This window comes from Spirosoma fluviale, from assembly GCF_900230225.1.
In the GTDB taxonomy this organism is placed as follows: domain Bacteria; phylum Bacteroidota; class Bacteroidia; order Cytophagales; family Spirosomataceae; genus Spirosoma; species Spirosoma fluviale.
On sequence record NZ_OCNH01000002.1, the window covers coordinates 199,758 to 221,423 of the forward strand.

At 50.3% G+C, this 21,666-nt stretch carries 15 protein-coding genes; 10 read left to right on the forward strand and 5 right to left on the reverse strand.

Features of this window, described 5'->3' with window-relative positions; all coding sequences use genetic code 11:
- Positions 1-13: 13 nt before the first annotated feature.
- The 3 genes from CRO74_RS11725 to CRO74_RS11735 all read left to right on the forward strand — a co-directional run bounded on the left by CRO74_RS11725 (position 14) and on the right by CRO74_RS11735 (position 3,056).
- Complete coding sequence (locus tag CRO74_RS11725; RefSeq protein ID WP_097126252.1) at positions 14-529, forward strand: single-stranded DNA-binding protein; 516 nt, start codon at positions 14-16, stop codon at positions 527-529.
- A 39-nt stretch (positions 530-568) separates the two neighbouring features.
- The gene (gene gldE, locus CRO74_RS11730; protein WP_097126253.1) at positions 569-1,930 is read left to right on the forward strand and encodes a gliding motility-associated protein GldE; all 1,362 of its coding nucleotides are present in this window, start codon (positions 569-571) and stop codon (positions 1,928-1,930) included.
- 91 nt (positions 1,931-2,021) lie between these two features.
- Entirely contained in the window at positions 2,022-3,056 is a 1,035-nt protein-coding gene (locus CRO74_RS11735) for a phytanoyl-CoA dioxygenase family protein (RefSeq protein WP_097126254.1), read from the forward strand.
- Between the two features lie 64 nt (positions 3,057-3,120).
- Here CRO74_RS11735 and CRO74_RS11740 read toward each other — a convergent pair whose 3' ends face one another.
- Complete coding sequence (locus CRO74_RS11740; RefSeq protein WP_097126255.1) at positions 3,121-4,230, reverse strand: LBF_2804 family protein; 1,110 nt, start codon at positions 4,228-4,230, stop codon at positions 3,121-3,123.
- A gap of 166 nt (positions 4,231-4,396) precedes the next feature.
- Between CRO74_RS11740 and CRO74_RS11745 the strand changes: the two genes are divergently transcribed.
- Entirely contained in the window at positions 4,397-5,512 is a 1,116-nt protein-coding gene (locus CRO74_RS11745) for a DUF3500 domain-containing protein (RefSeq protein WP_097126256.1), read from the forward strand.
- A gap of 75 nt (positions 5,513-5,587) precedes the next feature.
- Positions 5,588-7,195, forward strand: coding sequence for a S8 family peptidase (locus CRO74_RS11750; RefSeq protein WP_097126257.1), 1,608 nt, complete (start codon positions 5,588-5,590; stop codon positions 7,193-7,195).
- 80 nt (positions 7,196-7,275) lie between these two features.
- On the opposite strand, the gene CRO74_RS11755 is transcribed toward CRO74_RS11750, so the two are convergent.
- Both CRO74_RS11755 and CRO74_RS11760 read right to left on the reverse strand, forming a co-directional pair.
- Positions 7,276-10,011, reverse strand: coding sequence for a S8 family serine peptidase (locus CRO74_RS11755; RefSeq protein ID WP_245877828.1), 2,736 nt, complete (start codon positions 10,009-10,011; stop codon positions 7,276-7,278).
- A gap of 131 nt (positions 10,012-10,142) precedes the next feature.
- Positions 10,143-14,198, reverse strand: coding sequence for a GEVED domain-containing protein (locus CRO74_RS11760; RefSeq protein ID WP_097126259.1), 4,056 nt, complete (start codon positions 14,196-14,198; stop codon positions 10,143-10,145).
- Positions 14,199-14,621: 423 nt separating this feature from the next.
- Between CRO74_RS11760 and CRO74_RS11765 the strand changes: the two genes are divergently transcribed.
- The 4 genes from CRO74_RS11765 to CRO74_RS11780 all read left to right on the forward strand — a co-directional run bounded on the left by CRO74_RS11765 (position 14,622) and on the right by CRO74_RS11780 (position 18,903).
- Positions 14,622-16,058 carry a DUF1800 domain-containing protein gene (locus CRO74_RS11765; RefSeq protein ID WP_097126260.1) on the forward strand — a complete coding sequence of 479 codons (1,437 nt, stop codon included), beginning with the start codon at positions 14,622-14,624 and terminating at the stop codon, positions 16,056-16,058.
- 96 nt (positions 16,059-16,154) lie between these two features.
- Entirely contained in the window at positions 16,155-17,402 is a 1,248-nt protein-coding gene (locus CRO74_RS11770; protein ID WP_097126261.1) for a DUF1501 domain-containing protein, read from the forward strand.
- Between the two features lie 190 nt (positions 17,403-17,592).
- Positions 17,593-18,075, forward strand: a complete 483-nt coding sequence (gene purE, locus CRO74_RS11775; protein ID WP_012930447.1) for a 5-(carboxyamino)imidazole ribonucleotide mutase — start codon at positions 17,593-17,595, stop codon at positions 18,073-18,075.
- A gap of 18 nt (positions 18,076-18,093) precedes the next feature.
- Positions 18,094-18,903 (forward strand): LysM peptidoglycan-binding domain-containing protein, encoded by an 810-nt coding sequence (locus CRO74_RS11780; RefSeq protein WP_097126262.1) that lies wholly within the window; start codon positions 18,094-18,096, stop codon positions 18,901-18,903.
- Between the two features lie 254 nt (positions 18,904-19,157).
- Here the strand turns inward: CRO74_RS11780 and CRO74_RS11785 are convergent, their stop codons facing one another.
- Entirely contained in the window at positions 19,158-20,009 is an 852-nt protein-coding gene (locus CRO74_RS11785; RefSeq protein WP_097126263.1) for a DUF481 domain-containing protein, read from the reverse strand.
- 107 nt (positions 20,010-20,116) lie between these two features.
- Here CRO74_RS11785 and CRO74_RS11790 point away from each other — a divergent pair, with 107 nt between their 5' ends.
- Complete coding sequence (locus CRO74_RS11790; protein ID WP_097126264.1) at positions 20,117-21,085, forward strand: Gfo/Idh/MocA family protein; 969 nt, start codon at positions 20,117-20,119, stop codon at positions 21,083-21,085.
- Positions 21,086-21,329: 244 nt separating this feature from the next.
- Here CRO74_RS11790 and CRO74_RS11795 read toward each other — a convergent pair whose 3' ends face one another.
- On the reverse strand, positions 21,330-21,638 hold the full coding sequence (locus CRO74_RS11795) for a DUF3784 domain-containing protein (RefSeq protein WP_097126265.1): 309 nt from the start codon (positions 21,636-21,638) through the stop codon (positions 21,330-21,332).
- Positions 21,639-21,666: the final 28 nt, after the last annotated feature.

The following is a 21,666-nucleotide window of genomic DNA, read 5'->3' on the forward strand; positions in this document are numbered from 1 at the left end:
CAAAACCAAGAGCATGGCAAGTCTTAATAAGATGACAATCATCGGCAATTTAGGGGCCGATCCTGAAGTACGTTATCTGGACGGTGGTGCTGTTGTCGCGACGTTTAATGTGGCAACAACCGAAAAATATACAAACCGAAACGGCGAGAAAGTAGAGCAAACCGAATGGTTCCGGGTTGAATTATGGAATGAACAGGCTAAAGTTGCCGAAAAATATTTAAAGAAAGGAAATTCCGTCTACGTTGAAGGTCGCCTGCGAACTGAATTATGGACGGATAAAGAAGGGAAAGAGCGGACTTCCCTGCGGGTACGGGCTAATACCATGCAGCTTCTGGGAAGCCCTAATGAAGGGCGCTCAGAGGAACCTGCTTATGAAGCTCCGCGCCAGCAGGCGGCTCCGGCACAATCCGCTTCGCGTCAGCAACCTGCACCCCAGGCGGCTCCCCGTCAACAGGCAGCTCCGGCCCGCCGAGAGCCTGAACCAGTACCGTTTGAGAGCAACAGTGGTGATGACGACTTACCGTTCTAATCTACGTAGCGCTCAATTGTTGAACGAGATTTGATATACATGGACCTTAGTGATCCTCTTCCTCGACAGGTGCTCCTGGCCACAGACGGCTGGGGCACCTATTTTGATTTATACGGCCCCTACACGGCCTTAATCTTATTGCTGCTTACACTGGCTGGTTTGGTATCAGCCTCGGAAGCTGCTTTCTTCTCGCTGTCGCCCGATGATCGCGCCCAATGTCGCGATAGCGCACAGGTTGCCGATCGTCGTATTGCCACCCTTCTCGAACGGCCCAAACGACTTCTGGCCTCACTGGTTATCTTCAATAATTTGCTGAATATTGCGATCGTCGTCATTGTTACTTACCTGACCTGGCAATTTTCCCAAACGTCTCGGGCAGAAAATTGGATATTGCCTGTTGTTACTCTGGTGACTACAATTGCTATTGTACTTTTTGGTGAAATAGTCCCGAAAGTATACGCCAGTCAAAACAACCTTACAGTTGCCCGAAAAACGGCATCGCTGGCCCAAATTGGTTTGATGGTCTTTCGTCCATTGGCTATGGTGCTGGTTAATTTGAGCAATCAGGTTGACAAACGGATTGAGCGTAAAGGATACAAGCTGTCCGTCGAAGAACTAAGTCAGGCGGTCGAGTTGACGGGCACCAACGCGACCGTTGAGGAAAAGGAGATTCTTAAGGGAATTGTTAACTTCAGTAACCTAACCGCACGGCAGGTGATGCGGGCCAGGCTGGATATTTCAGCCGTGGAAGATGATCTGACGTTTAGCGAACTGATGGAGCAGATTAATCTATCAGGTTATTCTAGAGTGCCCGTTTATAAGGAGTCGCTCGACCAGATTGAAGGTATTCTCTACATCAAAGACTTACTGACCCACATTCATGAAGATGATTCTTTTCATTGGCTGTCATTGCTAAGGCCCGCGTTTTTCATTCCTGAAAATAAGAAAGTTGACGACCTGTTGCAGGACTTCCAGAAGAAGCGCGTTCACATGGCGATTGTCGTTGATGAATACGGAGGGACGCGCGGTCTGGTGACGCTCGAAGATATAATCGAAGAAATTTTTGGCGACATTAACGACGAGTTCGATGATGAGACACCGCTGGGTTATCGTCGGGAAGACGAACACACAGTGGTATTCGAAGGTAAAATGCCGCTTACCGATGTATGCCGAGTATTGAACGTGGATGCCACTACTTTCGAAGCGGTGCAGGGAGAGAGTGAATCGCTGGGCGGATTGTTGCTTGAACTATTCAACCGGTTGCCTAAATCGGGCGAAGAAGTGATTTATGCAAACTTTACGTTTCAGATCGTAGCGGCAGACGACAAGCGGATTAATGAAGTTCGTGTCCGGAAGGACGACACTGTTAAACAGGAGCAGGTTCTGGTACCATCCAGATAACTGAGTGCGCTTAATTTGTTAGAATAATGTATACTGTTTGTGGTGTTAGTTACTATTAGCTAATTTGACGCCCAAAATTTCGTACCTACCGATGACTACTTTCATAGCTCAGTTAAAATCCGTTGTCAAGCGTGTTATTGCGCCTGTGACGCAACCTAAACCACTCACGAAGTTTGAGTATAGCACACTACCCTGGATCGATAAAGACGATGCCGATGTAGACGCGTTCGTTAGACAGAATCCGGGGCACAAAGACCTATCCTACGATTTAGCCGAGAAAATGAAATTCTGGCGTGAGAACGGCTACGTAATTCTGGAGCAAGCGCTTCAAACAGAATGGCTCGATCAGCTATGGCTGGAAGCAGAGGAATTGATTGAAAACCACGAGAAATACCAGACGCTGGTGCGCGTTGATTTGCCCAGTTATCAGAATAGCCCTGTTCAGCCAATTAAGAACATTCCCAAATCTATTTTAAATGGGCCATACATTAAGTTCAATGATTTTCACGATAACTCGGTAATCGGCAAAAAACTGATGCTTCACCAGAACATTGTGTCTTTCTTAAGCGCGATATTCGATGATAAAGTAATCGGTATGCAAAGCCTGCTTTTTAAATATGGTAGCCAGCAGGCAACGCACCAGGATTTTGCCTACGTCGTTTCTGAAATCCCAAGTCACCTGGCGGCTGCTTGGATACCATTAGAAGATGTACATGCTGATTCCGGTCCCTTGTTTTACTACCCCGGTTCGCATAAAATAGATAAGTTTAACTTTGGGAATGGCATTTTCTTTAACGACAAATCGACGTTAAATCCAGGCGATTTTGCAACGTACCTGGACGAAACCTGCCAAAAGGCTGGGCTGGAGAAAAAAACACTCCTTATTAAGAAAGGAGACGTATTAATATGGCATGCTGCCCTTGCGCATGGGGGCGCGGAGATTGGGAATCCGGAACTTACCCGTAAGTCATTTGTATGCCATTACTCATCCGGCAAAGCATACCAGCATCATAGGCAAAGTCCAAATGCTGAACCCATAAGGCGCACAATTAATGGGGCCGATGTATTTGCCAGTCCGATTATGCCCGATCAGGAAGATATTTTCGATGCTGGGAAAACAATGTAGGTAATTTAAGGCCTGGAGAATACAGAAACTATTCGGTTCTGATATCTTCAGGCCTTAAACTTGGTTATACCCAGAGACCACGGCCCATATTATAATCATCGCCAATACGCTTAATTTCCTCGGCTGAATAAGATAGAAAACCACGCTTACGCAATTCGCTAAGCCGCCGTTTTTCGAGAAATGATAGCTTTCCATCTACCAGTACGCCAAAAACTACCAGTCTTTCTAAACTACGTTGTACTGAAGCGGGTGCTTTTGCTACTTGTTCCAGAAAATTTCCCGTTATTGAAGGATGCGCTTTTAGAGCGAATCGATCGACGAGGGTTTCGGTGAGAAGGAAGTGAGCATAATTGTATTGTCGTTTTAAAATAGCGACGTATTGCAGAGCTTCCAGAATCAGCGGGCTAAATTCATCATTTTTTCCCCATTCTTCGTGCAACTCATGCACGAACTCGCGAATAGTGGTGGGGGCCATTACCCGAACCTGGGCTTCATGAAGTACATGCCAGGATGCCCACGCATTCCAGAACGCGTAAATAGGCATTCCAGCCAACTCCGTTACCTGCCGCAGAGCGTAACGGCCTAAAAAGCGTTTCAGAATAAATTTCAAGGCAACGTTGCTGAGCGCTGCTTTAGCCATATTTAGCAGAAAAAATAGGGTAAGACCCCAGCGGGGCATATTTAAATAAGGGTTAATACCAAAACGCATAACACCTCTATTCTTCTTTTCGAGCGCAGCGTTGGCTAATGCCTGCAGGTGTCGTTCGTACTGTGCATCGTGAGCGTTTGGAAACTGACAAACGTGCATGATCATTTTAACCCCCCGCAGGTTGAGTGCAACCAGCAAATACACTTCCAGATACACTAAAAGCAAGCCGTACAGAATGGTGACCAATGGTAGGTCGAAGACATTACCAAAAAGTCGAAATGTAGTGTTGGTGAAGAAATAGGGCCACATATACTGAGGGCCATATAACAATAAAACACCCATTATCCCTAGCAAAGAAGCCATGGTTAGGGTAACGATCTTCGTTCGACGAATAACACGACTTTCAACAGGGTTCAGTACGTATGGCTCGTCGGCTGGGTGGGGTGTATCGAGGGACTGGCGCAGGTAGCGTAGCGCCAGGTGATCGAGTGGACCTAGGCTATCATTGGGTGGCCGAGTTGACATATTCTTAACGTTGACAGTGAGTTAGACTGTAAACTGCGAAAGAGCTACGGTTGTTACCAAAAGGAACGCTAATCGTTGAAAGCAATTGATTGAACGGTAGTTACAACTTGATAAGTATATGTTTTAGGGATGCAGCTTTGTAAAGCAGATATTAAAATGTTTCCCTATGAAACGGTTCCTTTTCTGCTGCCTGATTGCAGGACAAGCAGTGGCTCAGCAGGTAGCCCCATCGCCTAAAACTACGCCAGCCCAACAGCGCGTTAAAGATGAAATGCTCGATGCGGCAACGGCATTCGTAACCTTGCTCTCTGCCGATCAGCGAAAACAGGCAACCTTTCCGTTCGACGATAATGAGCGCTTTAACTGGCATTTTGTTCCGCGCGAGCGTAAAGGCTTACCCCTGAAGCAGATGAGCCCGGAACAATGTCAGGCTGCCATGGCAATGCTTAAGACAGGGCTCAGCCAGCAGGGGTACGATAAGGCAACGTCCATTATAGACATGGAAAACGTACTTCGTGTCATTGACAACCGGCCGCCGAATGATGTTTATCGTGATCCGGAAAATTATTCGTTTACTATTTTCGGCGAGCCGGATGCCAAAACTCCCTGGAGCTGGCGTATTGAGGGCCACCATCTGTCTTTGCAGTTCATGTCGCTAACCGGTAAGGTGATTGCGCAGACACCAACGTTTTTTGGAAGTAATCCTGGTGTGTTACAGTACGATACCAAAATGGCCGACAAGCGGATGTCTGACCCCCGCGTAAACGACCTGCCCCAGAAAGGAAGATCTATATTGAAACAGGAAACCGAGCAGGCTTTTACGTTATTGAAATCGCTCAGTGAAGAGCAACGGAAGAAAGCGGTAATTGCTCCTGTGGCTTATCCCGATATTGTGACCAGCAACAAACGGGTTGCCTCGCTTGACAAAATGGACGGGCTGATGGTGTCTGAACTGACACCCGATCAACGGAAGCTGTTCATGAATTTGCTACAGGCCTACTTAACTAATTATCGGATTACGCTGGCAAAGCAACAAATGGATAAGTTAACAAAAGCCGGATTAGATAACCTGCACTTTGCCTGGGCTGGCGACCTTACGCCTGAGTTGGGCGATGGTAAAGGCTGGTATTATCGGATTCATGGCCCTACCATTCTAATTGAGTATGACAACACCCAAACGAATGCCAACCACATACATACAGTAGTTCGGGATTTGACCAATGACTGGGGTGAAGATTTATTACGGCAGCACTACCAGAATAGCCACGCGAGCAAACCCTAAAGGTCATTTAACAAATTTTAAGCAAAACATAAGGCAGTTTCTTCGTAATTTGTGAATATTTTTTGTTCATAATTCATGAAGAAACTCCTTATCAGCGCGTCGGTCTGTCTGCTTTCTGTAGCAGCGTCGGCGCAGGAAACGCAGTGGTATCTGCGTGATAAAACCGATAATACTGCCGGTATCAGTGTTGAGCGCACTTACCGCGAGCTCCTCAACGGTCGTAAACCAACCCCCGTTATCGTTGCCGTTATTGATGGTGGAATTGATACAACACACGAAGATTTGCGTCGTGTGTTGTGGGTGAATCCTAAAGAAATTGCCGGAAATGGAAAAGACGACGATAAAAATGGTTACGTGGACGACATTCACGGCTGGAATTTTATCGGCGGCAAAGATGGGCGTAATGTCGATTTTGAAACCGCCGAAGTCACGCGTCTTTATGCCCAGCTAAAGCCAAAATATGAAGGGAAAGACCGGAAAGCCCTGAAGCCCGATCAGCAGAAAGAATACGATCTGTACGTAAAGACAAAAGCGGAGGTTGAAAAAAACCAGACCAAATACAAAACAGAGTATCAGGGAATCAGCCAGTTTTATAAACAGTATTCAGAAGCTGTTGCCACGCTGAAAAAAGCCCTTAATGTATCCAAACTGGATACAACTACCTTGAGTAAGGCGGCTGATACACTGACCGATGTATCCCTGAAACGGCCTGTGATGGGAATACTCCGGTTGCTGCGCCAGCAGAATGCCCCGAATACCGATGTTGTAATGGGTGAGTTGGAAAAATACAATGACCAACTCAAGTCACGCGCCGAGTACAACTACAACCCTGATTTTAACAGCCGGACGATTGTGGGTGACAATCCGGACGATATGAACCAGCGCGATTATGGTAACCCTGATATTGCTGGCCCCCGTCCTGACCACGGTACGCACGTTGCCGGTATTATTGGTGCCGACCGTACCAACAACCTGGGTATAATGGGGATTGCCGATGCGGTTCAGATTATGGGTGTTCGTGCCGTTCCAGACGGCGATGAGCGCGATAAAGATGTAGCCAATGCCATTCGGTACGCGGTTGATAACGGTGCGAAAATCATCAACATGAGCTTCGGTAAAGATTACTCGCCCCAGCGCAAAACCGTTGAAGATGCCGAACGATATGCCCTTTCGAAAGGTGTTTTGATGATTCATGCCGCCGGTAACGATGGAAAAGACATCGACACCGCAGCCAATTACCCCGCTCCTCGATTCATCGACGGGTCGGTTATTCCGAACGTGATTACGGTGGGGGCCAGCGCCGAGTCGAACACTGCCGAGCTGGTGGCCAGTTTCTCAAACTATGGCAAGCAGAATGTCGACGTGTTTGCGCCCGGTAAAGACATTTATTCGACGGTGCCGGGTAGCAAGTACGAAAATAATAGCGGAACCAGCATGGCGTCGCCCGTAGTGGCTGGCGTAGCGGCTGTTCTGAAATCGTACTTCCCCAAACTGACTTACGCCGACATTAAACGGATTATCATGGAGTCGGCAACGCCTTATAAAACCAAAGTAACGAAGCCGGAATCGACGGATACCGTCGACTTTGCGTCGTTGTCTAAAACCGGTGGTGTTGTAAACCTGTATGATGCGGTAAAATTAGCTTTGGCGCAGGACGCAGCTGCTTCAGGTAAAGGAAAGTAGCCTTTAAAGGAAGCTGAAGAAGCAACCAGTAGATTAACATAAGCAGCGGGAGTTCCTAAGCCATTGGTTAGGAATTTCCGCTACTTTTTTATGAACCGCTCCACCTGGGTAGAATGGCCATCGGTAAGCCGAAGGATGTAGGTTCCCGGCGCTAAACCCAGTACCGAAATGTCTCCTTCAAACTGCCCATTTTGGGTCTTCAACGAAAAGGGTGGCTGTTGCAAAATGCCCCGCAAGTCGTATAAGCGTACCTGAGCCTGTTGGGCTACCGGATTAATGTACCGGATTGAGAGTGTATGCTCAACTGGGTTAGGGTATATAGTAAATGGCCCCAACGGGTCTAGGGTTGGGCTTGTTGGAACAGTAGTCTGTATCAGTCTGCTCGTTGACCAACCTGTACATTTATGCTGGGTTATGGCCACTTTGTACGTGCCTGCCTGAGTGACCGATAATCTGGAGTCGCGGGCGTTTGCCAGGCTTTGTTCGTCTCGGTACCACTGGTAGCTGTATGATGTATCGATAGGAGCTTTCAACGTAACGGAGGCTCCCTGCGGAAGAATAAGATCTGTTTCTTCGGGTAAGATACTTATCTCATTCACGGATGAAAGGAGCACCTGAGCTTGTGTTGATACATATTGGCAGCCGTCCTTTGTTAAACGTACCTGATAGGTGCCGGGCTGGGTTACGTTCAGAATGGCTGAATGCGCATCGGCAATAAGCTGATTATTGCGTAACCAGTCAATGACGGCATTATCGGCAGTCGTGAGCTGGCTTACGTCAGCAAGGCGTAACGGGACTGGGTCGCGGGTATTGCAAAGCCACTGTGGATTACCCGGTGTTAGCGTTAAGTTCAACGAGCGAATCTGAACGTCAATGGGTTGTGAAACAGCCGAACAGCCGTTAGCGTCGGTAATTCGTACCAGATAAGAACCAGCCTGATTTGTCTCGTACGCATCCGATTTTGCATTGGCAATGACCACGCCGTTGCGTAACCATTGATACTGTACCCCAGCGGATTTAGTTGAAGACGATAGCACTATGGACTTACCCGCACAAATGGTTGTGTCTTTAGTTGGCCGAATTGACGTAGATAACTGGCAATTAACCCGGTACAGGCCGCTTATAACCACCGAAAAAGGCTGACTGGAATAGGTCATTGATCCTTTATGGGAAACAACCAGAGTATACGTTTGGCCTGCTACCGGATTGGCTATGTAAACCTGCTCTACATTATCCCGGTTATTATCTCCGCGTTTGGCCGCCTGTTCCGGGCGGGTGGGATCAAGAATAAAAGGCAGGTTGATTTGTTGGCCACTATTGACCCGCAAATCAAGATCGTTGATAAGCTTAGGGCTTCTGTTGTTGAGTGAACTGCTCGACAGACTCGATGCCGTTGCTTCGGGATCGGTCCAGGAAAGGGTTATGACTAGCGGTTCGCCACCCTGCGCGACAACGGATTGGGTAAAGGTACCTCCAGTAACCAGCGATTTTTCCAGAATGAGGTGCGCCATATCCTGATTGACTAGCACACGGGCGGCTGCTTCTGTGTTAAGTAAACCCCATCCTTGCTGATAATTAGGCCCCGCTGCGGGACTAGGCCGGGTGGCGGTGTGCAGGGCCAGTCCTTTCAGCGTTGCGGCTCGCATAAACTGCGCGCTGGTGGGCATACCTGGTCCTCGTTTGGTAGCGTATAATTCCTGTAGTAAGAACAAGGACCCGGCTACATTGGCAGAAGCCATGGAGGTACCGGTATAATTTCCGTAAGTCGTGTCGCTGGCAGACAGCGATGAAAAAATACCTGATCCAACGCCTAATAAATCTGGTTTTATACGGCCATCGTCTGTAGGGCCCCAGCCGCTGAAAGGTGCCGAACCCACTAAGGTGGGCTTACCCTGGTCGGTAAACGATAGATTGGCAGCCCCTACAGTCAGCACGTTTTTGGCCGTAGCTTCGCCTGGAATCACGTCGTACGCGTCGTTTCGGCTACGGGGTAAGTCACTTTGAACGGATGTATTTTTCAGGAAATAAGGTGTTCCCGCGGGAGGACCGGTTTCGCCACGCTTATTATCCGCCGAACGGACCATCAGGAAAAACGGGTTGTTATACGAAATTCGGTCCAGATCGCTGGCTTTTGTGGTATAAAACCCGAAGAGGTAATCTTCTGTAGAGCTAATGGTCGTATTACCCCACCACTCCCATTTCAGATCAGGGTTAGTGCCGGGCCGGGTGTCGTCATATACCCAACCGGCAACCGGCCCGTAGGAGTGGTTGGAAACCAGTAGGCCAGGGGCCGCCGTTGTTAGCTCGGTGATGTCGTTCGTGTAATCCCAGACCGTCAGTTGAGCACCAAAAGCCATTCCTTTGGCCTGTTCGCGAACGCCTTTACCGATCAGGGTTCCGGCCAGGTGAGTGGTATGGTCGTTTAGGGCTGTCGTATTATCCTTCTGAACAATTCGGCTGCTGCCCGTTGTAGTACCCCCAAATTCCTGGTGCGAAGCCCGTACCCGCCCGCCATCCCACAAGCCAAGCCGACCGTTGATAACTGCGCTATTGCCCGACAGCGCAATTGACAAAGAGCCTGCACCATACAGCGCCTGAGTTTGCGTTCCCCTTGCTGCTTCTGCATTATGGAGCGTATAATAAATAGGTTGCCCAAGTGCATCCACTTCCATTAAGGTTAGCACTCGTTGATTGGAATAGTTTTTGCTAAGGGGCCAGTGATGCTCCTTTGCCAGTTGATAGGTGCGTTGCTGCAAACGGGCGTAGCGTTGAGTTAAGGTCCGCTGCCACGTTAACGTAGTTTTCTGACTAGACATCTGTGCATAAACCGGGTTCGTAAAAATAGACGTAACCCACATCGCAAGTACCAGAAAAGCCCTGATACTGCGTTGTAGATTGCGTCTATTGATGAAACTGTATGTCTGTAGCGGTTGCAGAAAAGTAGACGTTATTGCTTGCGAATCCGTTTCACCCGAACGTTTTGCGCCCGGTCGTCTTCTACAATTACAAAAAACGTACCGCCCGGTAAGTCGGCAACATCAAAAATTGTTGAATAACTTTTTCCGTCCCGTTGAAGGGTTCCCGTACGAACAGTTTGGCCCGTCAGGTTCGTCAGGCGTACCGTGGGTGCTTTGGTCGAAACGGAAGCATCTGTCAGCGAAACAGTGATTTGCCGCGTGGCCGGATTTGGATACACGCTCAGGTTAACGTCGTCCGTAACAGGCTCGGCTGCCAGAATGGTTAGATAAACATCCCCTGAAATCAATTCACCACATCCGTTGACACTGCCTCTTACGGAATAGCGACCGGTTTTCACCACCGTAAAAGTAGGAGAGGTGGCACCGGTAATAGGTACGCCATCGAGCAACCACTGTATATTGGTTGTTGCGTTTGACGTGAGTGTAAACCCATTGGCCGTAATGGTGGGCGTTTGCGCTGTCTGTAGTGTGATGGCCACCGCTGCCGAATTAACCGGCAGGCAGTTATTGGACACCTGAACAATGTAGCTTCCGGCCGTAGCGGTCAACAGTGTACTGCTGGTGGCACCCGAAATAGCCTGTCCGTTTCGGTACCATTGATACGTGAGCCCAGTTCCTGTATTCGCCTGCAAAAGAACACTGGCACCCTGACAAACGCTGGTTGAACCGTTGGGCGTTATCGTTGCGGTAGTACCCGTACCCGCTGCCGGGGTGACCGCAACGCGTTGCGGACCGGGGCAGTCCAGCGATCGGACGCTCATGTTATAAAAATAATACCAGGCCGTTTTTAAGGTATCTGTCGATGTACCGCTATTAAACAACGCCCCTTTGATGCTAACGACCGGCTGACCGCTTTGCGTATTTAGCTGATAAGGTAACCCCGTAACGGCCGAATTACTGCGAAAAATAGACGCCCCATCCCCGTAATCAATCGTGATCTTGTAGTCGCCAGCCGATGGAATTCGCAAATTCAGCGGGTAAATAGCACCCTCATCATTTGGGTCGTCGGGATAGGTACCGCCAGTGGATGTTGTCAGACTTTGGGTGCGGGTAGGCGTTACATCCAGCGTCACGCTCGATACCGCCGTGTTGTCATATTTTCGAACCGTGAACGTAATCGTGCCCGCCGAGCCGATATACAGCCGGGCACTTTCAATCAGGAGCGGCACCTGTGTGGTAATGAGTGGGGCAGGCTGGAACGCCGTACCGTACGACCCACCCTCGAACGCGTTTTTGTTGACCGGTCCGATTGTGCCCGAAAACGTGTTCAGTGAAGCATAAAACTGACCGCTGGCAGGAATTGACTTAACCGCTACCTGGTTGCCTGCTGCCAGCAGATTGCCCCCTGTTGGGGCGTCGTACCAGAAGGCCGTTCCTTCGCCGATATTCCGAAGTGAAATGGTTGTATCACTGCCGCAGCGGGTCACCGAAAACACCCCGTTCGATGGAGCGAGGGCTGTCGAACGGGTTACCGTAAGGCTGTTGTTTGCTACATTCTGGTCGGTGCCAAGGCCCGACGAGATAATGAACTGGTATGTTTGGGCGGGAGCCAGTACAACGCTTGCCGGTAATTGCAGCGAAACGGTGCTCTCCCGGAAGGCGGTGAGCTGAGGAACGATACCGCTCAGGGTCGTAACCGTGTTGTTGTTGGCATCCGTGATACGAACATTAACCGGCACATCGGTTTGGTTTGCCGTACCATAATTGTGGAGCCGGACAGATACCGTAAGGTTAGAACCCGTCTGGGCGCAAAAGTTCGACTCAGGCGAAACAAGTGCCGTTACGCCTACATCATTTGTCGTCTGGATTACATTCAGAACATAGTCCTGTGTTTCGCCATTGCCGTAACTGCCACACGCCACAACGGAAGCGGCATTTTCGGTTTCGACAGCTACAATCCGAAAGCGTACATTCTGGGCCGTCTGAACGTTGGTGGGAATTGTTACCGTAGCGGTAAACTGAGCCGAGTTCGACAATACCCCCGACACGGCCACGGTTTCGCCCGCGTCGTCGAAGCTCCCGTTCTGATTCCAGTCGGCGAAGGCTTTCACGATTACGTTTCTCGTCGCGCCACAGGTACCCAGGGATACGGTGAGCGGAATCTGCTGTCCAATTTGTACCGTGCCAACAGCCTGTGAGAAATCAGTATAGGACGTACAACCGGCTGCACCCGACTGGTTGATGTTGCTGAATTGTACCTGATTTATTTTGGTGTCGGCCGTTGAGGTAGCGCCCGAGGTACAATACGCTTTACCACCAATGCCGCTGACGAGCAGGGCATAATCCTGCTTGCCTCCGCCCAATGTACCCTTGCTGGTGACGGTAATCGTGTACGACCGGCCCGGTATGGGGTTGGCAATCAGCACTTGCTCCACGTTATCGCGAATGTTATCACCCCGCGTAGCCGTTGCCGATGGGTTGTCAGGGTCAAGCACCCAGGGCAGGGAAGTATTGGTGCCATCACTGATGCGTACGTCGAGATCATTGACGAGCTTTGGTGTCCGGTTATTCAGGTTGGCGGCCGAAACCGTGCTGGCAGTACCGGCGGGGTCTGTCCAGCAAATGGTCGAAACCAGCGGTCCAAGTCCGGATGCCACCACGGTTAGCGAGTAGGTTTCGGCCTGATTGAGGGTACGCTCATCGAGCAGGTGATTCTGGTTGGTGTTTAAAATGACCCGTCCGGCCTGTTCCGCGTTTAACAAGCCCCAGCCGTATCGATAATCGGGACCGGGTGTACTACCCGCTTCATCGGCGGTATGTAATGCCAGCCCTTTCAGGGTCGACGACCGCATAAACCTGCCGCTGTTTCGTTGCGAATACAATTCCTGCAAGAGCAACAGAGTGCCCGCTACATTGGGCGTTGCCATGGAGGTGCCGTCATAAACGACATAGGCGCTGTCGCTTTCCGAACTGGACGACAGGATGCCAACGCCAATGCCGGAAATGTCGGGTTTGATACGGCCATCGTCCGTTGGTCCCCAACTGGTAAAATCGCTCAGCGGAACATCTGCCGATTGGTTATAGCCAAAATTCAGGTTCCCTACGGCCGCTACGGTCAGGATGTTTTTAGCATTGGCGTACGTACTGATCTGGTCGTACCCTTCCTGATCATTACGGACCTGCGTACTGGTATTCCGGCTACTGCCGAAGTAATAGGGTTGTCCGACACCGGGGCCATTGGAGCCGTGGTCATTTCCGGCGGCCTTCACGATCAAATAATAAGGAGAATTTTGGGCGATCCGGTCCCAGTTGGCTGTTGTGGAGTTATAAAAGCCAAATTTATAATCTTCGGTTTTACTGATGGTTGTGTCGCCCCACCATTCCCATTTTGTAGTACCACTGCGGGAGTCGTTATACACCCAGCCCGCATTGGAGCCATAGGAGTGATTTGATATGAGCAGGTTAGGAGCCGCGGCACTCATCTCGGTCACATCGGAGTTAAAATCGTAGGCGCGTAAGTTGGTACCAAAAGCCATGCCTTTTACCTGTGGGTTAACGCCGGCAGCCATCATAATACCCGCCACGTGGGTCGAGTGACTGACCAGCGTAGCTGATGAATCGACCTGAACAACCCGGCTACCCGTTCCATTCCGGAACTCAACATGACTCTCTCGCACTCTGCCACCATCCCAAACGCCGAGTTTATTTGTCAGTGTACTTCCCGAGAGCGAAACACCCAGGCTCCCACCGGCATACAGCGAATTGGTTCGGGTACTTATGCCCGCTTTGGTGGTGCTGTAGGTCGCATCGTAAATAAGCTCTCCGGTAGCCGTAATCTCGCGCAGCATCATAACCCGTCCGGAGGGCGAGATTTGTTTGACAGGTCGGTTTAGCCGCTGTGCTGCCGACAGGGCTGTGCGGTAGTTTTCGGTTTGGGCCTGCTCAATCGTTTTTCTGAGTTGGTTTTGTTGTACCCGCTGAGGGGCACTGTACTGAGGCAGGGATTGAGCAGTTAGAAGTGAGGAAGCGGTCAACCCTAAAAGGACGGTTGACCAGCCTGTGCGAGACCATAAACGTTGAGACATAAAAAAGTAGAGTAAAGCTGATGCAGCACTCAATGAAATACGTATAATCTTTACGTAAGACAGCGTGGTTCTGTTGCGTAACCGTTTGGCTGTATCGGTTGTTTTATCGACTTTTTAATGTACAATGACGTTTAGTTCTTCGACTAGGGGCGGTATTGCCTTCACATGGTTCTTCAGGTAAGGAAACGGAGCAATCAGTCAGGGGAGTTGTCATTGTGTAGACGGATACTCTGATTACCTCCGTAGATTTACGAAGTTCGATACTGATAAAAAGCGTTCTGGCTCGCTGATCTGCCCGACTCAACTGGCTGAGCTCGCTCACTAACGATTGTAGTAAGTTTGCCGTCAATTTTAATTTCTTCCTGATTAAACGCTTCGTTACTTATCTTGTCATACCCCCATAGCCAACAACGCTTCCTCACCATGGACAAACTCACAAGACAGCAACAAACCCGTCATCTGTTCGCACGGGCGGCTTTTGGAGCAACTCCCGCCGAGTTGACCGAAGCCGACCAAAAATCCCTGCGAAAAGTAGTCCGTCAACTGTTTCGGGATAGTGAAGCTGTAACGGAGTTACGCGTTGTAGAGCCCGAGCAAAACGAAACGAAGCAGCAGTTGAAAGGCATGGTGCGCGATGGTCAACTCGACAAAGACATGCTCAAAGAACGCATTCGGGAGAATGCTGAAAAGGTGCGCGACCTCAATCTATTGTGGATCGACCGGATGGCAACCGGCAAAGGCGCATTGCGCGAGAAGATGGCGCTGTTCTGGCACGGTCATTTTGCCTGCCGGGCTCAGGGCCGGAATCCGCTGCTTATGCAGCAGTACGCCAACACACTTCGGCAAAATGCTCTGGGTAAATTTGGTGATTTACTGATGGCGGTCTCCAAAGAGCCAGCCATGCTTCAATTTCTGAATAACCAGCAAAACCGGAAAAATGCCCCGAACGAGAACTTTGCCCGTGAGGTGATGGAGTTGTTTACGCTGGGTCGTGGCAATTATTCCGAACATGACATTAAGGAAGCTGCCCGCGCTTTTACGGGCTGGCAGTTTACGCCCGAAGGCCAGTTTGTGTTTCGGGAGCGGGTTCATGACGAAGGTGAAAAGACGATCTTTGGTAAAACAGGCCCTTTCAAGGGCGAAGACGTAATTGCGATGTTGCTCGAAAACCGGCAGACCGCCCGCTTCGTCACGGCTAAGATTTACCGATTTTTCGTCAATGAGAACGAAGACAAAAAGCGGGTCGATGAACTGGCCGATCAGTTCTACAAGAGCGGCTATGACATTACCGGGCTGATGGAGCAGATCTTCAGTGCCGACTGGTTCTACGATCCTAAAAATATCGGGGCGCACATTAAATCACCCGTTGAGCTACTGGCCGGACTGCGTCATACCCTGGGTGTGCAGTTCGATCAGCCTCAGCCGCAGATTTTTGTTCAGCGAACACTGGGTCAACTGCTGTTTTATCCGCCCAATGTAGCGGGTTGGCCGGGTGGTAAAAACTGGATCGACTCATCGAGCCTGCTATTTCGGATGCAGTTGCCAAATTACGTCCTCAAAGCCGCCGATGTACTGGTGCGGCCTAAAGAAGACGGCGATGTGAACACCCAGTTGTTGGCCCGTAAAGGGAATGCGAAGTTTCGCACAACCGTCAACTGGGCCGACTTTGAGAAGGCTTTTATCAATACACCCGATGCCGGGCTAACGAATGCACTGGCTGAAACACTGCTGCCCTTTCCGCTGCGTCCAGACCAAAAAACTGTACTTGAGAGTCAACTAAAACCCGGCCAGACCCGCCCCGAACGCATTCATACGCTAACGGCTGCCATTATGAGCCTGCCGGAGTATCAACTAACTTAATTTTGAATGAGTGAATGCTAGAATGGGTGAATAGAAACGTCAGCCGATTTTCCATTCACTCATCGTATCATTCACTCATTCGCTCATTGCAAAATCATGAACCGTAGAAACTTCCTCAAACAGTCGGCGTTTACAACGGCGGGAACGATGCTGATTCCGCATTTCCTGAAGGCGTATGAGTCGCAGATGCTGGGCATGGGACCGGCCCCGACCGGTAAAATTCTGGTAGTCGTACAGTTGTCGGGTGGTAACGACGGGCTCAACACCGTTATCCCGTATCGGAATGATATTTACTACCGGGAGCGCCCAACCATTGCCATTCGACCTGACAAAGTGCTTCAACTGAACGACGAAATCGGGCTTCATCCGGCCATGGGTCCGTTGAAGGCGTTGTATGACGAGGGGCTGCTCACCGTGATCAACAACGTTGGCTACCCAAACCCCGACCGGTCTCATTTTCGCTCGATGGACATCTGGCAAACCGCCAGCGATTCCGATAAATACGTAAATACCGGTTGGGTAGGCCGGTATTTAGATGCTGCCTGTGCCGGGAAAGCCCAACAACCGTATCGTACCATTGAGGTCGATGATACGTTGAGTCTGGCTATGAAAGGCAGTGAACTCAATGGCCTGGCGGTGCTGGACCCGAAAAAGCTGTACAACCAGACCCGAAGCAGCCTCGTTACGGGGTTAAGCAAGGAGAGAGTACAAAACCATGACGCGCACGAGCCCGAATCCGTGTCGTATCTGTACAAAACCCTGGCCGAAACGGTCTCCTCTGCCGACTATGTCTATGAAAAAGTAAGCCGGACGAGCCAGCCGATCAGTTCGGTACCCGCCGGAACTGTGCTCACAACGTATCCGAACAACGAGCTGGGAAACCGGCTTAAAACCGTATCGAAGTTAATTCAGGCTGGCGTCGATACGAGCGTTTATTACGTGTCTATTTCCGGGTTCGACACACACATTAACCAACCCGGCCAGCAGGAGCGGCTTTTGGGGCAATATGCCGAATCCGTTGGGGCGTTTATGGCCGATCTAAAAATTGCCGGACGTCAGAATGATGTGATGATGATGACTTTCTCGGAGTTTGGTCGGCGGGTGAAGCAGAACGCCAGCAACGGAACCGACCACGGTACTGCCAATAACGTGTTTCTGATTGGTGGCGGACTGCCCGCCCGGCGCGTCCTGAACGAAGCGCCCAACCTGACTAAGTTAACGGACGGCGACCTGACCTATTCAGTCGATTTTCGTCAGATTTATGCAACCTTACTACACGACTATCTGGGTGCCGACGATGTGGCTATTTTGGGTCGAAAATTCGATGGCGTTAAGATCGTATAAGTGAGGAGATGTTCCGGCGTATCGCTACGAGGCAGCTTTTCTGGCTTTTTCTAAACTGAAAGTACAGTATAGGGTTAGGACATAGAATAAGCCGACTGATTCGGGACCGGAACAAAAAAAACGATGAAATACGGGCAGAATGTGCCATAAACTCTGTTATTTCGCAGAGAGTCAATTGATAATCTTCTGAATGGTAGGTATAATTATGGGGAGCCTCTCCGACCGCAAGGTCATGCAGGAGGCCGCCGACGTGTTAACAGAGTTAGGGGTAACGTGGGAAATGGACATTGTGTCGGCCCATCGGACACCCGAGAAAATGGTCGATTACGCGAAATCAGCCCGCGACCGTGGGTTGCGGGTTATTATCGCCGGGGCCGGAGGTGCTGCTCACCTGCCGGGTATGGTAGCCTCGCTGACAATACTACCCGTTATTGGCGTTCCCGTCAAATCCAGTAATTCAATTGATGGCTGGGACTCTGTACTGTCTATTCTTCAAATGCCCGGTGGCGTACCAGTAGCTACAATGGCGCTGGATGGGGCTCGAAATGCCGGTATTCTGGCAGCACAGATCGTTGGTACCTTCGATGAGGCCGTTGCCCGCAACCTGAGTCAGTTCAAAGAAAATTTAAAGGAAAAAGTGGCCGACATGAGTCGCCAGTTAACCAGACCCTAACCCAATCCTGTTTTCGTTATGGATGCCGACAATAAATCCGCCAATCCTCGTCCGGCTGGAAATTCCAGTTTACCCGCTATTACGCTCGTTGTGCTGGTGGGCCTGATTGCCGCGTTACTTTACGTTGGTTACGGCTACATCACCGACGACACCAATGGTTCTGATGAGTTAACCAACGTTGCGCTCGATACGGTCACGCAGCAGCCAGTGGCCCAAAACGAACCGGAAATGCTGATGACGCCCCAGGAACAGGATACATCGTCGCAGCCTGCCCCCGTCGATTTATCGCAGGCAACACCTCCGGCCGATGCCCCCGAAGCCAACGCAAAAGCGGAAGAAGTAGCCGAAGACAATCGGGAAACAACCGGTGGCAAGCCCGGCCCTGAAGAAAAAGCGGCTGAAAAACCGGAAATGGAGCGCCCAAAAGCGGAGAAGCCTGTCGAAAAACCGAAACCTGAAAAGCCCAAGCCAGATGATGCCGATAAAGCTAAAGTAGAGCGTGTGGCAGTCAAACCCGGTGGCGTATCGAGCACGTATACCGTTGGTGCCGGAGAAACCTTTTACGGTGTTGCCAATCGGTATAACATGAAGATCAATACCCTGAAAGAGCTGAACCCCGGCGTATCGGAAAGCGATATAAAAGCGGGCGTTACCAGATTAAAGGTGAAAGCCATGGCCGTTCACACGGTTGGTGCGGGCGATGTATTGCGGGTGGTAGCGCAGAAATACGGCGTGAGCAAGGAAGCGATCATGCGTGCCAATAAAAAGAACAAGGACATTGCCGTAAGGGGCGAAAAACTAATCATTCCCTTTCCCGAGAAACAGTGATGTTTTTAGTAGTAGGAGTGAGGAGCGAGGAGTGAAGAGTTGCTGACGCGAGTGAGCTGGCGCGGGTATTTACCCGTGCCTTTTTATTTCGTCAGTATTTACTGACGCTTTGTTGACTACCGCCAGCGAACCGGGACGCCGGACCGGCTGGCTAGATAAAAAAGCACGGGTTCAACCGGAACGCCGGATCAACCCGCGCCAGCCTCGTGCGCGTCAGCAACTCCTCGCTCCCAACTCCTCACTCCTTAAAAAAATCACTTCCGCTCGTACACAAGCCCCAGCGTAAACCGGAAATCGTTGTTTTGCAGGCCGGGACCAACCAGGCTTTCGTAGGCATTGGCAACCGTTGAGCGCAGACTGGTTGTTGAGGTGAGTTTAATTTGCACACTTAAGCTGGCATTCCATCTTACATTGTACTGCCCGAGGGCGGGTTGGTAAAACGTGGTATGCGTAATCTTGAAGCGGTCCTTATCGAAAGAGTACTCGCCAAACAAACGCAGTGAATTACGGACGATGGAAATATCGTTGAGTTCGATAAAATCGGTTCGCTCATGCATCACCACATCCGTAATAGAAATATACGCTCGCTGGCGATTCAGGAGTTTGTACCCCAGTCCACCGGCTGCCGTCCAGCGGTGGTTGATCTGCCGAAGGTTACTCCGCTCATAGGAACCAAAAGCTAGGTAATACAGCCGCTTTTGGGATCGGTAGGTCGTGCGAAAATCGCCAAACCACTCCCGCTCGGCCAGTAGCTTATTCTGCTTCCCATACACAAACGACGGATTGCTTGATAGCTTAAAGTAATTGCTTAGCTGGTAGTCGAAGGAACTGGCTAATTGCAACAGCGTACGGTCTACATTGCCTGCGGTTACGGTGCCGTCTGCACTAAAACGGTATCGAAAGATGCGGGTTACGGGCTTTGGCAGCTTCGCAGAATCTATTTTGGGCTGGGTAGCAGCGGTTGTACTTGAGTCGGTTTTACTGACTTTGCTGGAATCGGGGGTTGACGGACGTAGTGGGTCCGGCTGCTCAACGATCTGAGCGTATGAGCTAATATAAGTGAGTAGAAATACGAATAGGAGAACGATTAGCGGGAAGTTTTTCACAGAAAGCTGAGATGTTGAGGGCGCAACTTAGAAAAAAAAGATACATTTGACGACCGACCGATCGGTCAAATTATCCTATAACCAACTACTCCGTTACGCCTTTTACCATGACTCGCTGGGGAATATTAGGACCGGGCCGCATTGCCCATAAATTTGCACAGGACCTGCTTACGCTGCCCGATGCTCAACTGTATGCCGTTGCATCAACAAACCTGCAACGCGCTCAAGAGTTTGCCAGCCAGTACAATGCCCCCCATGCGCTGGGCTCGTACGAAGAACTGTTATCGCTTCCGGATCTGGACGTGGTTTACGTGGCTACTCCGCACACGAAACACCACGAAAATGTGCTGATGCTGCTAAATGGAAAAATTCCTGTACTAGGCGAAAAACCATTTGCCATGAATGGCGAGCAGGTTCGGGAAATGGTCGATCTGGCCCGAGAAAAGGGTATATTCCTGATGGAAGCCCTATGGAGCCGGTTCATGCCGGGTGTGGTGAAAGCGCTGGAACTGGTTCAGTCGGGGGCCATTGGCAAGGTGGTTTCGGTAAAGGCTGATTTTGGGTTCAAAGCGCCTTTCTCGCCCGAAGGCCGTCTGTTCGACAAAGCGCTGGGCGGTGGCTCGCTGCTCGATATTGGTATTTATCCGCTGTTCTTTTCCTACCTAATGCTGGGCAAGCCCCAAACCATCAAAGCCTCCGCCATTTTTGGCTCGACCGGTGCCGATGAACAATGCGGTATGGTGCTTACCTACGCCGATGGACAAATCGCCCTGCTGGACAGTACCTTGCAGGCAAAAACGGATTGTGTCGGACTGATTCAGGGCGAGACGGGCCAGATTCGCGTACACGGCCGTTTTCACGAAACGATGGCTATTTCGCTGGAACCAGCCGAAGAGCAGCCTACCGTATTCAACTTTCCCCGCACTACGCACGGCTACGATTACGAAGCTGCCCACGTGATGCAGTGTCTGGCCGAGGGAAAAACCGAAAGCCCGCTCTGGTCGCTCGATGATAGCCTGAACCTGATGGAACTGCTCGACGCCGTGCGGGCCGAAGCCGGTATTGTTTATGAATGATGGGCTATAGGGTTCGAAATTCAGGATTTTGAGTGCCATAGACACAATATGTTTGTAGATAAAGTGCCCCTGTGAGCTAATCAACGTGCCGTAGATACGCGACCTGTACCGATTGTTGCGTACCTACGGCACACTCGTTGGGTCAGAGGGGCACTTATATCTACAAACACCGAGCGGCAACGGACGACCGTCGCTACGCGGCCATCAATCCCTTTTCTCCTTTGCAGCATGACAGATCGATATTTCATTTCAAGTAACGTTGCATGCCAGCTAAAGTAATAGACATACTCAACGAAGTCAAAACCATAAAAAGCACCACGGTAATCAGACCTGCGTTTTTACTATCAAAGCTATAACTGACTAAGCCCAGCAGCCAGGCCAGTAGGCCATTGGCCATTAAGCATTTTCCTGTCCACTCAGCTAATTGTTCAGGGTCTTTGACTTTTTCCGGTTCATAACCTGCAATCAGCCCTGCTAAATGGAATTTCCACATCAAAAAGCCTAAGAGCAGCATCAGCAACCCAACGAATCCTAAAATGACTACCGTAAACATAGGGGTTGAGGAATATAAAATTGTTCAT